Raw genomic sequence first — 14,839 nt, forward strand, 5'->3', positions numbered from 1 at the left:
TGGTCGGCGCATAGGGCGTCGTATGGGAGAGACCGCGATACGCTGCTCAGCGAGCGTTCGCGGATGTGCGGTTCACCGTCATCGTTGTCCGACGCGTAGTCGGTGGACCATCGCGTCGACGGACGTTTTCTGCCGCGAACGTATCTTCACGCCGCCGCGGATTGTCCTTGCGGCCCGGCGAGGTGCGCGAGCCCGAGACTCTCCAGTGTCTGCGCCTGAATCGCTGCTGCTTGAGCGTTGAGGGCGTCGGCGCCGAATGACTGACCCACGACCCAACGCGCGGGGCGCGTGCCCGGTGCTTGCTCGACGAGTTGAGCGATGGCTTCGGCGACGTCGTGCGGGTCCGGCGCGTGGTCGCTCGCGAACAACGTCATCAACGTCTCGACCATCTTGTCCGGAATCGCACCGGCTTCACCGTAGCCGGGCACGCGCGCGGCGTCGGCGGGCCGCTGCGCGCTGCCGAAGATATTCGTCGGATAGTTGCTCGGTTGAACGAGAACGACGTCGATGCCCAACGTCGACAATTCGTAGCGGTAGCTGTCGGTCAACGCTTCGATCGCGAACTTCGATGCGCCATAGAGACCGAAGAACGGAAACGTCACGCGGCCGAGTATCGAGCCGACGTTCACGATCAGGCCTTCGCCCTGCTTTCTGAAGGTCGGCAATACCGCTCTCGACATGCGCTGGATGCCGAATACATTCACGTCGAAGAGTGCCTGTACCTGCTTCGTCGTGAACGCCTCGGAAACGCCGGCCGACCCGATACCAGCGTTATTGATCAGGACATCGAGACGCCCGGCATGTTCCAGCACGGAGGCGACGCCGCGCTCGACGGACGCATCGTCCGTCACATCGAGTTCGACGACCTGCACGCCGCTCGCCCGCAGCGCATCGGCATGCGGCCGGTTGCGGCCGGCGACGTCACGCATCGACGCGAATACCCGGTGCCCGGCACGTGAGAGTGTTTCCGCGGTGTCGCGGCCGAAGCCGCTGCTGGCGCCGGTGATCAGAATGGTTCTGGACATGTTGAGTGTTTCCCAGCCAATGAGGTTAGAGGACCGCAACCGCATCCGTACGTGCGGCTCCGATGCGGTCGAGATGAAACGTGTGATGTCATTGAAAACCGAGGCAGCTGATGTCTTCACCACGTTGCCACGCAGTCTAGGCTTTGCCCCGAAACCGGGCTATAGTCGTAAATGACATTAATAGAGATGTTTACGACATGAGATTGACGATCCTGGCCCTCGAGGGTCTGTTCGACACCGGGCTGACGGTACTGCTGGATACCTTCGCGATGGCCAACGAACTAGCTGCTGCCCAAGGCTTCGCCGCGCCGCCCTTCGACGTGACGGTGGCGGGCGTGCGCAAACGCGTTCGCACTGCGCATGGACTGTCGATGCTGGTGGAACCGGCCAGCAGCGTGCGTCGCCCGGACTGGGTGGCCGTGCCCGCGCCCGGTATCAGGGAGCCGGAGCGCCTGATCGAGACGCTGCAGCGTCGGGACGTGTGCGATGCGATGGCGCACCTTCGTGCGTGGCATGCCGACGGCGTCGGCGTCGCCGCCGCTTGTATCGGTACGTTCTTGCTGGCCGAAGCCGGGCTGCTGGATCATCGCGAGGCGACGACCACCTGGTCGCTGTCGCCTTTCTTCCGTCAACGTTATCCGGCAGTCGATCTGAACGATTCGCGCATGGTCGTCGCCGCGGATCGCGTGGTCACGGCAGGATCGGCCATGGGCCATCTCGACCTGGCGCTGTGGTTGCTACGTCAGGCCAGTCCCGAACTGGCCACGCTCGTGGCCCGCTTCATGCTGATCGACAAGCGTTCGTCGCAGGCCGAATACATCATTCCGGATTACCTTGCACACGCCGATCCATTGATCGCGCGATTCGAGCGCTGGGCCCGCGAGCATCTTTCCCTCGGTTTCTCGCTTCAGACAGCGGCGGCTGCATTGGCCGTGGGACCACGCACGTTGCAGCGCCGTACCGAGGCGGTACTCGGGAAGTCGCCCTTGGCGTTCTTCCAGGATCTCCGAATCGAACGGGCGCAGAACCTCGTGTCGATGGGTTACGACCTGGAGACGATCGCAAGCGAAGTGGGTTACGCGGATTCGGCGACGTTGCGGGCCTTGTTGCGCCGCAGGCTCGGCCGTGGGGTGCGGGAGTTGCGTGCCGACAATCGGTAGCGAACACCACTAGCGTGCGCCGACGCCCCCGTGAATACCCGTCAGTTCGACCTTGACGTCCTCCACCGCCTAAAGGCGGCGGATTCCCACACCTGGCGATGCACGTCCGCATCGGAGAATGTTCAGCGCAGCGTTGATATCACGATCATGCTCGGCACCACAGTCACTGCAGGCCCATTCTCTTACTCGCAGTCCCGCGATACCTTTCGGCCGCGTCGCGCTGTCTTTCGACCCGCACGACGAACAGGACTGGGTGGAACCGCTTTCGTCCACTTCCTCGAACGTGGCCCCGTGCGCGACCGCTTTGTAGCGGAGTTTGTTTCGGAAGGACGACCAGGACGCGTCGTAGACGCTCTTCGCCATCCTGGTTCTGGCGAGTTTGACAGCCGACACGTTGCCGACCGCGATGTAATCGAAGCGCCGCACCAGATCGAGCGCGAGCTTGTGTTGGAAATCGGCACGCGCATTCGCGACCTTGGCGTGCAGCTTCGCGATATGCCGCTTGTGCTTTCGCGCCCGTTGCGCTTTCGCCAGCTTTTCCGCCGCTCGTCGACCGAACTGGTCATTGGGCAGCTTCTCGCCGGTCGAAAGTGTGGCGAAGTCTTTCAGGCCGAGATCAATACCGACGCCGGAACGGATCGGGCGGGCCTGCACATCGGGCATCTCGATCACGATGTTGAGAAACCAGTTGCCGCGTGCATCCTGCGCAAAGTTGGTGCCGTCCTTGATCTTGCCTTCGGGAAGCGGTCGACTGTTGAACACCCGAAACGTGTTGCCGGCGAAACGGAACGCGTCACCCTCGCGCTTCAGGTCACGCCCCTTCAGCGGCACCCAGCCCAACGATTTCCTGCCGCGATAGCGCAGGTAGGGCCGACGGCGCTGACTGCGCGACTTCGCATATTGCTCGCACGTCGCGTTGACCGTGCCGGAGTGAATACCGAGTTCCTTGCTGCTGCCGGTCGCCAGCACGTTCAGGTTGAATCCGGTCGGCCATTTCTTGCTCCACTTGAGCGCGTGCTTCTGCGTGTCGTTGCAGAAGTTCCAGACGTAGTTCACCGCGCGGCTCTGCTTGTTAAGCAGTCCGTTGAGCGACTTCACGCGGTAGCGGTAGACGAGGATCATGCAGGTGATCCTAACCCGTGGAAGAAGCTGTCTGTCAACAGCACTCCTTTCCTTCCCGGCATCAATGGCGGGGTTTCTCGGAGCAAATTCTGATGAAATCCAGGAATGCGCGGGTCTTGGCCGGCACGTGATGCCGGGACGGGTAATACGCGTATAGCGGATACCGCTCGTCGGCCCATTCGGGAAAGAGGTTGATCAACCGGCCGTCGGCGATCAGCGGCTCGGCACCGAGCAGCAGCATCTGCGCAATGCCGGAGCCGGCGAGGCACGCGTTGAGCAGCGCGCCCGGATCGTTGACCGTGAGGCGTCCGCGAGTGTCGACCACGATGCGTTTGCGCTTGCGATGGAATTCCCACGCGAACGGCTTGCCGGTCTCCGGATTGCGAAATTCCAGGCAGCGGTGGTGCCGGTCTTCGAGGTCCTCGGGTTTGGCCGGCCGTCCCCGGCGCGCGATGTACGAGGGCGCCGCGACCGTCACGACGCCGGTATCGAGCAGCTTTCTCGCGATCAGGCTGGATGCCCGCGGTTCGCCGAAGCGCACGGCGAGGTCGAAGCCGTCCATCACGAGGTCGCCCAGGCTGTCTCGCGCGATGAGCTCGATTTCGAGTTCGGGATGCGCGTCCATGAACGCATCGAGCCGTGGCCCGAGAATGGCGCGGTAGACGACCGGATCCAGATTGATTCGCAGCTTGCCGCGCACCGCGGAGGCGCCGCCCGCGGCCGCCGCGGCGGCTTCCTCCAGCCCGGCGAGATGGGGCATGACCTGCTCGTAAAAGCGGCGGCCCTCTTCGGTCAGCGACACCGACCGCGTCGTTCGGTTGAACAGCCGGATGTTCAGCCTTTTTTCCAGCCGCGCGATCGCTCGACTGACGCCCGGCGGCGTCATGCCGATGACGTCGGCGGCAGCCGAAAACGTCCCGGCATCGACGACGGCGGCGAACACGCTGATGCTGCCTGACAGCTTCTCGCTACTGGATCTCATGGTGGTTCGACTGAATACGGGTGGCGGATCGCGCACGACCCACTGAAGGCCGACACGCCGACGCCGCACAGCGTAGCCACGCCGGGCGTCCGTGTCGATCATGCCGAATTGATGACGCGTTGTCACTTATCTGATGCCATCCATGTCGTTTTGTTTTGGTCGGCGTTTGTCCAGAATGCGACCCACGTATTCACACATGGAGAACGAGCAATGTATGCAATCACAGGAATTACCGGCAAGGTCGGCGGCGCACTGGCCCGTGAACTGCTGGCCTCGGGTCGGCCCGTGCGCGCGGTCGTGCGCGACGCGACGCGGGCAGCGGCATGGGCGGCGCGCGGGTGCGAGATCGCAACGGCTTTCATGGAAGCCCCGGCGTTGCTCGCCGACGCATTCGCCGGCGCGACGGGCGTTTTCATCCTGCTGCCGCCGGTGTTCGATCCGGCGCCGGGGTTTCCCGAAGCGCGGAAAGTGATCGAGGCCGTGTCCGCCGCGCTGCTGAAGGCGCGCCCCGACAGGGTCGTGTGCCTGTCGACGATCGGCGCGCAGGCCGACGAGCCCAATCTGCTCACGCAACTCGCGCTGATGGAGCAGGCGCTGCGCGAGATGCCGATGCCGGTGACGTTCCTGCGGCCCGGCTGGTTCATGGAGAACGCCGCGTGGGATGTCGCGTCCGCGCGCGACGAGGGCGTCGTCGCCAGTTACCTGCAGCCGCTCGACAAGCCTGTGCCGATGGTCGCCACCGCGGACGTCGGCCGCGTGGCGGCGCAACTGCTCCAGCAGACGTGGCACGGTGTGCGTGTCGTCGAGCTCGAAGGCCCGTGCCGGGTGAGCCCCAACGATCTCGCGCTGGCCTTCGCTCGCGTGTTGGGCCGGGACGTGCGCGCGGAAGCCGTCGACAGACGAACGTGGGAAGCGCTGTTTCGCGCGCAGGGCATGAAGCATCCGCTCCCCCGCATGCGCATGCTGGACGGCTTCAACGAAGGCTGGATCGATTTCGAAAGTGATCCTGAAGAAATCCTGCACGGCCATGTCGCACTGGACACGGTTCTGGGCGAGCTCGTGTCGCGTACGGTCTGATTGAATGCAGCGGGCGGCGCGTGGCGCGCTTGCGCTACCCCGCCCATGCATCGGATTTTCCGGTCGGACGGATAGTGGCTTTCATGTCGAATGGCTGTCGTGAATGTCGCTATTAATGTCATTTATGACTATGGCGAGCGGCCTCGTCCCGAGTCTAGACTGCGAAGCATTTCCGGCATCCGCAGATCCCGCCTGCGGCTCAGTCCGACAGAGGCCAATCCGATGACATTTTCGCCAGAACTTCACCTGCTGACGCTGACCGCGATCGCGACGCTGCTGATGTGGATTCCTTACATGCTGGCCAGAATCATGACACGCGGCCTGATGGCGGCCTTGAGCAATCCCGATCCGTCCCATCCGCCCGATCCACCGTGGGCGGAGCGCGCACGGCGTGCGCATGCGAACGCGATCGAGAATCTTGCCGTGTTCGCCCCGCTCGTATTGATGTGCGCAATGACGGGTGCGAGCAGCCCGGCGACGGTGTTCTCGGCCAGGCTCTATCTCGGGGCGCGGCTGGTTCACTACGTCGTCTACGCCGCTGGCATTCCGGTTGTTCGCACGATCGCTTTCCTGACCGGCTTCGCGGCAACGCTCACGTTCGCTGTCGCGCTGCTCGGTCATGCGACCTGACGGCTACCCGCCGGGTCTTGCCCGTTCGCTCACTTCAGAGGTCCACATGAAATCGACTCCCGGCAGCATCCTCGACACGATCGGCAACACGTCGCTCGTCCCGTTACGACACGTTGTCCCGAAGAACGGCGCGCGTCTGTTCGTCAAGCTCGAAAGTCAGAATCCGACCGGCAGCATGAAAGACCGGATCGCGCTCGCGATGATCGAAGCGCCCGAGCGCGATGGGCGTCTGAAGCCCGGCGGCGCGGTGGTCGAGTACACCGGTGGCAGCACGGGCGTGTCGCTCGCGCTGGTGTGCGCCGTCAAGCGGCATCCGCTGCATCTGGTCTCGTCGGATGCGTTCTCGAAGGAGAAGCTCGATCACATGCGCCTGCTTGGCGCGGAGCTGACGCTCGTCCCGAGCGACAACGGCAAGCAAACCGGGAAGCTGACGAAGGACATGATTCGCGAGGCGCATCGGATTGCCGGCGAGACGGGCGCATACATCACCGCGCAGATGGAAAACACCGATCAGCTCGACGCCTATACGAAGATGGCCGACGAAATCTGGGAGCAGACCGGCGGCCGTCTCGACGGTTTCGTCCAGAGCGTCGGCACGGCTGCGTCGCTGCGCGGGATTTCGCGGCGCTTGCGCGAGCATGACGCACGCATCCGGATCGCCGGTGTCGAGCCGGCCGAATCGGCGGTGCTGTCGGGTGGATCGACCGGCGCGCACAAGATCGACGGGATCGGCGCGGGCTATGTCGTGCCGCTTTGGCGCGACGGCATCGCCGACGAACTCGAGCGCGTCTCGACGGAGGACGCAAGAGCCATGGCGTTCCGACTGGCCGCGGAGGAGGGGCTGTTCTGCGGTACGTCGACCGGCGCCAACGTAACCGGCGCATTGCGACTCGCCGAACGGCTCGGCCCGGACGCCACGATCGTGACGATCATGTGCGACACGGGCATGAAGTATCTGAAGTCGTTCGCGCAGACGATGGGCTGATGGCTTTTGGGGGGATCGTATCCGGGTGTCCGGTACGGACAGCAGCCAGATGTCGGCGGGCTCGGCCCGATCAAGATCATCGACCGGTCGGCCGGCGCCGACGAATGCCACGGCGGCGCGCGCGATGTCACGAGCGTAGATTTGCCCCACGTCGACGACACGGTTCGCGACGATCAGGTTGCCGAGCGTCTGGCCGACGCGGCCGGCGCCCACGATGGTCAGTCGGGACATGGCGATTCTCCGGCGACGGCCCGAACGGCCGTCGCAGCGTGGCCGCGATCAATCGTGCCGGATCGCGATGGTCTTCAGCGCGGTAAAGCCGAGCAATGCCTCGAAGCCTTTCTCGCGGCCATACCCGCTTGCCTTCACGCCGCCGAACGGCAGTTCCACGCCGCCGCCCGCGCCGTAGTTGTTGATGAAGACCTGTCCGGCCTGCAGCTTGCGCGCGAGCCGCAGCGCGCGGGCGCCGTCGCGGGTCCAGACACCCGCGACGAGGCCATACTGCGTGCCGTTCGCGAGGGCGACCGCCGCGTCTTCGTCGTCGAACGGCATGGCCGCGAGCACCGGGCCGAATACCTCTTCCTGCGCGAGCTCGCTGTCGGGCGGCACGTCGCGGAACAGCACCGCTTCCTGGTAGTAGCCTGCGCCCGATGCGCCGGCCGCGATGGTGCCGCGCGCCGCCACGCGAATGCCGTCGGCCTGCGCGCGCTCGACGATGGCCCGCACCCGTGCATGCTGCTTTGCATTGACGAGCGGCCCCATCTCCAGATTCATCGACGGCGGCCCCGAACGCAGCCGCTCGAATTGCTGCGCGAGACGATCGAGCACGCGTTCGTAGACGGTGCGCTGGACGAGCAGGCGGCTGCCGGCCGAGCAGGTCTGCCCCGCGTTCTGCACGATCGCGTTGACGATGACGGGCAGCGCCTGATCGAGATCGGCATCGTCGAACAGCAATTGCGGCGACTTGCCGCCCAGCTCGAGCACTGCCGGGCAGTGACGCTCGGCGGCCGCGCGGCCGACCAGCGCGCCCGTTCCCGTCGATCCGGTAAACGAGATGTGACGAATGCCGGGATGGGCCGATAGGGCCGCGCCGGCTTCGCCGCCCAGCCCCGTGACGACGTTGACGGTGCCGGCCGGAAAGCCGACCTCGGCCGCGATTTCCGCCAGCCGCAGAATGGACAGGCTCGCGTCCTCCGCCGGCTTGACCACGCACGCATTGCCGGCGGCGAGCGACGCGCCGACCGAGCGACCGTAGATCTGCATCGGGTAATTCCACGGAATGATGTGGCCGGTCACGCCGATCGGTTCGCGCACCGTCAATACCGTGAACCCGGCGGTGTAGGGCAGTGTGTCGCCGTGCAGCTTGTCGACGCATCCGGCGTAGTACTGGAGGTAGCGCGCGAGCACCGCGGCATCGGTACGGGCGGTGTTCAGCGCCTTGCCCGTGTCGCGCGCTTCGAGCTGCGCGAGTTCGTCCGCATGCTGCGAGACGGCCGCGGCGTACGCGAACAGCAGGTTGCTGCGTTCGACCGGCGACAGCTTCGCCCACGGGCCGTCGAGCGTGTCGCCCATCGCGCGCTGTGCGGCGGAAACGGCGCGCTGCACGTCGGTCGCATCGCCGCGCGCGATCGTCGCGAACGGTTCGCCGGTGCTCGGGTCGACGACGTCGATCCGCTCGCCGGTATTCGGTACGACGCGGGCGTTGCCGATGTAGTGATCAAATTGCATGGGTCATTCCTCGATCGATGCGGGATTCGCGATGGTGTGTGCAATCGCGGCGCCCAGTTCTTCGGTGCTGGCCGTGCCGCCCATGTCGCGGGTGCGCGGGCCGGCGATGAGCACGGATTCGATCGCCGCGACGATTTCGGCGGCCGCGGCTTCGTAGCGCGATTCGCCGCGACCGAGGTGTTGAAGCAGCAACGCGGCCGACCAGATCTGGCCGATCGGGTTCGCGATGCCGCGGCCCGCGATGTCGGGCGCCGAGCCGTGCACCGGCTCGAACAGCGAAGGGAAGCGCCGCTCCGGGTTCAGGTTCGCCGACGGCGCGATGCCGATCGTGCCGGTACACGCGGGGCCGAGGTCGGACAGGATGTCGCCGAACAGGTTCGAGGCGACGACGACGTCGAAGCGATCCGGATTCTGGACGAAGTGCGCGCACAGTATGTCGATGTGATATTTGCGCGTTTCGATGTCCGGGAACGACCGGGCCATTTCCGCGAGGCGTTCGTCCCAGAACGGCATGGTGATCGAGATGCCGTTGGATTTCGTCGCCGCCGTCAGCTGCTTGCGCGGGCGCGAGCGGGCGAGTTCGAATGCGAACCTGAGCACGCGGTCGACGCCGACGCGCGAGAAAACCGACTGCTGCACGGCGATCTCGCGGTCGGTTCCGGTGAACATCCGGCCGCCCACCGACGAATACTCGCCTTCCGTGTTCTCGCGCACGACGATGAAGTCGATGTCGCCCGGTTGGCGCCCGGCGAGCGGCGCGGGCACGCCCGGCATCAGGCGCACCGGGCGCAGGTTCACGTATTGATCGAACTCGCGCCGGATCTTGATCAGCGATTCCCACACGGCGACGTGGTCCGGTACGATATCGGGCGCGCCGACGGCCCCGAAGAAAATGGCGTCGTGCGCGCCGATCTGCCGTGCCCAGTCGGCCGGCATCATCGTGCCGTGGCGAACGTAGTGATCGGTACACCAGTCGCCGAACTCGTCGAACGCCAGCGGAATGTCGAAGCGGGCCGCGGCGGCGCGCAGCACGCGCAGGCCTTCGGGCATCACTTCCTTGCCGATGCCGTCGCCGGCGATGACCGCGATGCGGTGCGGGTTCTTCATGTTGCGGGAAGCCTCCATGATGAAGCTGGCGTCCCGCACGGGAGGGGCAGACACGGGGAGCTGCGCGAGCCGGGCCGCGTCGAACTGCTGCGCGGCGGCCTTTGATACGCAACGCTGCATCCGATTCCCCTCGGATCGCGTCGGCATGTCTCCCGTGTCTCTTCCGTTGCGGTAACCGGCGGACTATTGAATCTGTCCGTCGAATCTACTGCGTCGCCGGCATCGGCAGGAAGTGCGGATTCGTGAACGGGACCTTCGAAAATCTGCAACACGCCGGCGCGCACACACGCGTGGCGGCGCAGTCAGTCGTTCGATTGCCCGGCTTCACCGGAGACGAGCGAAGGCGGTGCGAACGAGGCGAGAAACTCGAACAGCTTGCGCGTCGGCAGCGGCACGGCGCCGGCGCGAATGCCGACCGACATGACGCGATTGGCCCACGGAACGTTGAGGCGAATGAAGCGCAGGCGCATCGGTTCGCGAAACAGCGCGACCGCGCGCTCGGGCAGGATACCGATGCCTTGCCCTGCCGCGATCAGCCGGCACATGGCTTCGAAGCTCTGCACCTGCACGCGGAAGCGGACCGACTTGCCGAGCAGCGCCGCTTCCCTGACGAGCGCACGCGTGAGTTCCGAGCGGTCGTCGAGCGCGACCAGATCGTGGTCGAGCAACGCGCTGAAATCGATCGAATCGCCGGTGAGTGGGTAGTCGTCGGGGACGACCACGCTGGCCCGATCCATGCAGTAAGGCGCGAGGTGGATGCCCTCGGGCGCGGTGCGCGACGTGACGATGCCGACGTCCGCGCGGCCTTCGCGCAGTGCCTGCAGGATGTCGGAACTTCTCAGCTCGCTGATCTGCAGCTTGATGTCGCGATAGCGTTGCGAAAAGGTGCGCAACTGATCGGGCAGATCCTGGCTGATCGCCGAGATGTTCGCGAACACGCGGACGCGGCCGACCGCGCCTTTCGTATAGTCGGACAGTTCGCTGTAGATCGCATCGGTGCGCAGCAGCAGGTCGGTCGCGTGGCGCAACAGCGCTTCGCCGGCGGGTGTGAGTTCGACGCCGGCCACCGTGCGGTTCAGCAGCACCACGCGAAAATGATGCTCGAGCAGCGCGATCCGGCGGCTCGCGGTGGAGAGCGACATGTGGGACTGCTGCGCGGCGCGCGACAGGCTGCCCAGCTCGGCTGCACGGACGAACAGGGCGAGGGACGTGAGATCGAACAAGCGCGGGCTCCGATTGAAACTGCGGCAAGTATGTCATTCATCGCTGCGCGCGACGGTATTGGGCGAAGTGGTGCTAACCCTGACTCGCTCTGATCGGCCGCGAATGGTGCGCCGCACACCGCAACGCCGCCGTCGCGCCGCGAAGGCCCGTGCCGTGCGCGCGATCGGCGGCCGGAATCCGTTTTCCGTTGGCTTGTGCATTGCACCGTACGATGGCGGCCCGCGCGTGCGTTCGAGATATTCGAAGTGCCACTTGAAGGATTTCGCATATCGGGTGGGCGGGGCGGCCGGTAGATTCGAACCGTCCCCTGTCGCACACATCTATATCGACAGCGACTGTACGCGTGACGACGCAAGCATGCACGCGGGGCATCCATGAACTTTCGGAGACAAACGTGGAAATCGACGCGGCCTGCAACCCGGGCGACCTCGCGGCCCCGGCATCGGCGCACGATCTCGCCCAGGAGGACCGGATCTTTCGTCGGCTCGCCGTGCAAATTCTCCCGATCCTGATGTTCGCGTACGTCACGTCGTACATCGATCGCGTGAACGTCAGCTTCGCCAAATTGCAGATGAGCGAGCATCTGGGCTTTTCGGACGCGGTGTTCGGCTTCGGTGCAGGGATATTCTTTCTCGGTTACGTGATCTTCGAGGTGCCGAGCAACATGCTGCTGGTGCGCGTCGGGCCGCGCCGCTGGATCACGCGGATCGTCGTGTCGTGGGGCGTCGTGTCGGGATTGACGGCGTTCGTGTCCACGCCGATGCAGTTCTACGTGATGCGCTTTCTGCTCGGCGTCGCCGAGGCCGGCTTCATCCCGGCCATCGTGCTCTACATGGCCCGTTCGTTCCCGGGGCGGCGGCGCGCGCGAATCCTGTCGATGTTTTATGCGGCGCTCGCGCTGGCCGGGTTGATCGGCTCGCCGTTGACCGGCTTCATCCTGCAGTATTTCGACGGGGCGATGCAGATCCCGGGCTGGAAATGGATCTTCATTCTCGAGTCGCTGCCCGCATTCGTGGCTGCGCTGTATGTATGGAAGGGCCTCGACGACGACGTCACGCGCAGCGAGCGTTTCTCGCAAGCGGAGCGCGCCGTCCTGGCACGCGTGCTGGCGGAGGATCGTGCGACGACCGAGTCGGTCAATCACCGCGGCCTGTTCTCGAACTGGCTCGTGTGGGCGTTCTGCGTGATCTACTTTCTCGACGTGTTCGCGATTTACGGCTATACATTCTGGGCGCCGACGATGATCAAGCAGATGGGCATCGGCAGCGATTTCGTCATCGGCTTGCTCGCCGCGCTGCCGAATGCGGTGGCCGTGGTCGTGATGGTCCTGTTCGGACGCAGCGCGGACCGGTGCGGCCGGCAGCGGCTGCACGTCGCCGCGCTTTTGCTGATGGGCGCGACCGGGCTCGGGCTGTCGGTCGTCTGGCACGATCAGCTGTGGCTCGGCATGTTCGCCCTCTGCATCGCGAACGCGGGGCTCATCTCGTTTCCGCCGCTGTTCTGGAGCATGCCGACCGCGGCGCTCGGCACCGCGTCGGTATCGATGGGCATCGCGGTGATCAGCTCGTTCGGGAACCTCGGCGGCTTCTTCGGGCCCTATGCGGTCGGCTACCTGAAGCAGGCGTCCGGCAGTCTTGCCGCGCCGCTGTTCGTGATGGTCGGGTGCCTGTTGCTGGGCATCGTCCTCACGATGCTGCTGCCGGCGCGGCTCGTCGACCGGTAACGACTATCCATTTCGCCGCAGTGCTGCACCGCGTTGCGATCTTTTGACGGGAACGACATGAAACAGCAGATTGGCCTGATCGGCGTGGGTTTGATGGGGCATGGTATTGCGCGCAACGTGCTGAAGCACGGTTATCCGCTCACGGTCGTCGAGCATCCGGGCAATCAGCCGCTCGACGAGCTGCTGCGCGACGGCGTACGGACCGTGCGGACCGCGCGCGAACTGGCTGCGCAAGCGGACGTCATCATCCTGTGCGTGACGGGGTCCCCCGAAGTGGAAGCGGTGCTCACAGGTGACGACGGCGTGTTGGCCGGCCTGAGGGACAACGCGATCGTCGTCGATTGTTCGACCGCCGTTCCCGAATCGACCGTCAGAATGGCGCGGCTCGTCGAAGCGGCAGGCGGGCGCTTCGTCGACGCGCCGATGACGCGCGGCGCCAAGGAGGCGCACGAGGGCCGGCTGAACCTGCTGGTCGGTGCGCCGCCCGGGTTGTTCGCGGAGATCAGGCCGGTGCTCGCGTGCTTCGCGGAAAACATCACGTGTGTCGGCGATGTCGGGGCCGGCCACAGCATGAAGCTGCTGCACAACTATGTTTCGCTCGGGACCATCGCGCTGCTGTCGGAAGCCGTCGCGTGCGCGAAGCGCTCGGGCGTGGACGTCGCGGTGCTGGCCGACGTGCTCGCCAACGGCGGTGGCGGCGGCGCCGCGCTGAACCGGCTGCGTCCGTTTCTGGAGACCGGCGACACGTCCGCGCTGCCGTTCCATATGGCGAACGCGCTCAAGGACCTGTCGTACTACTCGGCGATGGCGGAAGGTGTCGACGCGGCTCATGGGATCGCGGCGGCTGTTACGGAGACGTATCGTGATGCCGTTGCGGGCGCGGGAGCGCATTGTCCGGTGTTGAAGTTGTCGGATGTGCTGATGGTGGGGGGCGTGGGCGACGAGGGTACGTCGCGTTGATGCGTTGTGTGGCTCCGTTCGTGTGGGGCTGGATCGACGTCGGGAGGGGGCAGCGTGCTCAGCGCATGGTGAGCACGCCATCCGCCGACATCGACTGCCCCGTCACACAGCTGGACGCCGAGCCGTATAGCCACGGTCCGAAGTTGTCGGTCGAGCGGCGCCGGTGGTGGCTGCCGGTCATTTTGAGATGTTCGACATCGTGATCTGGTTCGTCGACAATCCGCTCGGGGCTCAGGCTCGAGAGTCACAAGTGCTCCCAACTAGCGAACAATCGAATGGCGCGAGAATGACCTCGTACGCAGAAATATATTTGAAAGATTTTCACCGCCGCCGGGCAGGAGTAACGCGTCGAGCCTACGGTAATCGGCCTGCACGATCTGCGCAGGCAGCATACCCGTCCTCCTATCACGCACTGGCGAATCGTGTACCGAACGATGCGATGTCGCGGACTGTGCTCGATCTGGCATGCGGTGACGGGCCATTGCTGCAAATTCTGAACGACAGGGGGCATGCAGCAACGAAGCTAATTGGCATAGACATGAGCGATGGCGAGTTAAGCGTGGCTCGGGGAATATTGCCGCACGAAATACGATTGCTCAACGAGCGTGCACAAGCAATGTCACTCGATAGCGGCTCAGTAGACTACGTGCTGTCGCACATGGCTCTCATGTTGATGGACGATATCGAACAAGTTGTTCGAGAGATTCGCCGGGTATTGTGTGACGGCGGCAGCTTTTCCGCTATCGTCGGACGGAGCTTTTTGACTGGCAAGGTCGGCGAAGTTTTTTTGGACATCTTCAAGCCAATCGCGAAGGATCGGCTCACAGAGTTGCGACTCGGTGATGCGCGCACGCGCAGTGAAGCGGGGTGGCAAGAACTACTCAAGCCCGATTTTGTTGATGTGTCTTTTGAAGACATCGAAATCGACTGGACACCTACACCCGAGCAGCTGTGGTTGGACATGCTGGACACCTACGATGCCGACCGGATGTCGGAAGCGGCGCGCGCGCAGTTCAAAAGTGAACTGTTGTCGGCGTTCGCGCCCCTGCAAGGCGAAGACGGTACGTTGCAAACTGGATGGGGCCTGCGTCTTGTTCAGGCCACTGCTGCCTAGAT

At 64.8% G+C, this 14,839-nt stretch carries 13 protein-coding genes; 7 read left to right on the forward strand and 6 right to left on the reverse strand.

What is annotated here, in order from left to right; genetic code table 11:
• Positions 1-146 precede the first annotated feature (146 nt).
• A complete protein-coding gene (locus tag JMF86_RS31100) occupies positions 147-1,145 on the reverse strand; it encodes an SDR family oxidoreductase (protein ID WP_227745889.1) in 999 nt (332 codons plus the stop codon).
• A gap of 77 nt (positions 1,146-1,222) precedes the next feature.
• On the opposite strand from JMF86_RS31100, the gene JMF86_RS31105 reads away from it, so the two are divergent.
• Positions 1,223-2,185, forward strand: a complete 963-nt coding sequence (locus JMF86_RS31105; protein ID WP_011549100.1) for a GlxA family transcriptional regulator — start codon at positions 1,223-1,225, stop codon at positions 2,183-2,185.
• Between the two features lie 69 nt (positions 2,186-2,254).
• Here JMF86_RS31105 and JMF86_RS31110 read toward each other — a convergent pair whose 3' ends face one another.
• Both JMF86_RS31110 and JMF86_RS31115 read right to left on the reverse strand, forming a co-directional pair.
• Complete coding sequence (locus JMF86_RS31110) at positions 2,255-3,307, reverse strand: RNA-guided endonuclease TnpB family protein (RefSeq protein ID WP_054928642.1); 1,053 nt, start codon at positions 3,305-3,307, stop codon at positions 2,255-2,257.
• 61 nt (positions 3,308-3,368) lie between these two features.
• A complete protein-coding gene (locus JMF86_RS31115; RefSeq protein ID WP_011694939.1) occupies positions 3,369-4,289 on the reverse strand; it encodes a LysR family transcriptional regulator in 921 nt (306 codons plus the stop codon).
• Between the two features lie 210 nt (positions 4,290-4,499).
• Between JMF86_RS31115 and JMF86_RS31120 the strand changes: the two genes are divergently transcribed.
• From JMF86_RS31120 to JMF86_RS31130, 3 genes are all read left to right on the forward strand, one after another.
• Positions 4,500-5,366 (forward strand): NmrA family NAD(P)-binding protein, encoded by an 867-nt coding sequence (locus JMF86_RS31120; protein WP_011549097.1) that lies wholly within the window; start codon positions 4,500-4,502, stop codon positions 5,364-5,366.
• A 99-nt stretch (positions 5,367-5,465) separates the two neighbouring features.
• Positions 5,466-5,996 carry an MAPEG family protein gene (locus JMF86_RS31125; protein ID WP_226135358.1) on the forward strand — a complete coding sequence of 177 codons (531 nt, stop codon included), beginning with the start codon at positions 5,466-5,468 and terminating at the stop codon, positions 5,994-5,996.
• Positions 5,997-6,042: 46 nt separating this feature from the next.
• Entirely contained in the window at positions 6,043-6,981 is a 939-nt protein-coding gene (locus JMF86_RS31130; RefSeq protein ID WP_011549095.1) for a PLP-dependent cysteine synthase family protein, read from the forward strand.
• 279 nt (positions 6,982-7,260) lie between these two features.
• Here JMF86_RS31130 and JMF86_RS31135 read toward each other — a convergent pair whose 3' ends face one another.
• The 3 genes from JMF86_RS31135 to JMF86_RS31145 form a co-directional block, all read right to left on the reverse strand.
• The gene (locus JMF86_RS31135) at positions 7,261-8,709 is read right to left on the reverse strand and encodes an aldehyde dehydrogenase family protein (RefSeq protein ID WP_011549094.1); all 1,449 of its coding nucleotides are present in this window, start codon (positions 8,707-8,709) and stop codon (positions 7,261-7,263) included.
• A 3-nt stretch (positions 8,710-8,712) separates the two neighbouring features.
• Entirely contained in the window at positions 8,713-9,816 is a 1,104-nt protein-coding gene (locus tag JMF86_RS31140; protein WP_011549093.1) for a tartrate dehydrogenase, read from the reverse strand.
• Between the two features lie 302 nt (positions 9,817-10,118).
• Entirely contained in the window at positions 10,119-11,039 is a 921-nt protein-coding gene (locus JMF86_RS31145; protein WP_054928643.1) for a LysR family transcriptional regulator, read from the reverse strand.
• 395 nt (positions 11,040-11,434) lie between these two features.
• Here JMF86_RS31145 and JMF86_RS31150 point away from each other — a divergent pair, with 395 nt between their 5' ends.
• The 3 genes from JMF86_RS31150 to JMF86_RS31160 all read left to right on the forward strand — a co-directional run bounded on the left by JMF86_RS31150 (position 11,435) and on the right by JMF86_RS31160 (position 14,837).
• The gene (locus JMF86_RS31150) at positions 11,435-12,763 is read left to right on the forward strand and encodes an MFS transporter (RefSeq protein WP_011549091.1); all 1,329 of its coding nucleotides are present in this window, start codon (positions 11,435-11,437) and stop codon (positions 12,761-12,763) included.
• Positions 12,764-12,820: 57 nt separating this feature from the next.
• Entirely contained in the window at positions 12,821-13,723 is a 903-nt protein-coding gene (locus JMF86_RS31155; protein ID WP_011549090.1) for an NAD(P)-dependent oxidoreductase, read from the forward strand.
• A gap of 187 nt (positions 13,724-13,910) precedes the next feature.
• Positions 13,911-14,837 (forward strand): class I SAM-dependent methyltransferase, encoded by a 927-nt coding sequence (locus JMF86_RS31160; protein WP_227746121.1) that lies wholly within the window; start codon positions 13,911-13,913, stop codon positions 14,835-14,837.
• Positions 14,838-14,839 lie beyond the last annotated feature (2 nt).

The sequence above is a fragment of the Burkholderia sp. E168m15 genome (genome assembly GCF_016586105.1).
Lineage (GTDB): Bacteria > Pseudomonadota > Gammaproteobacteria > Burkholderiales > Burkholderiaceae > Burkholderia > Burkholderia orbicola.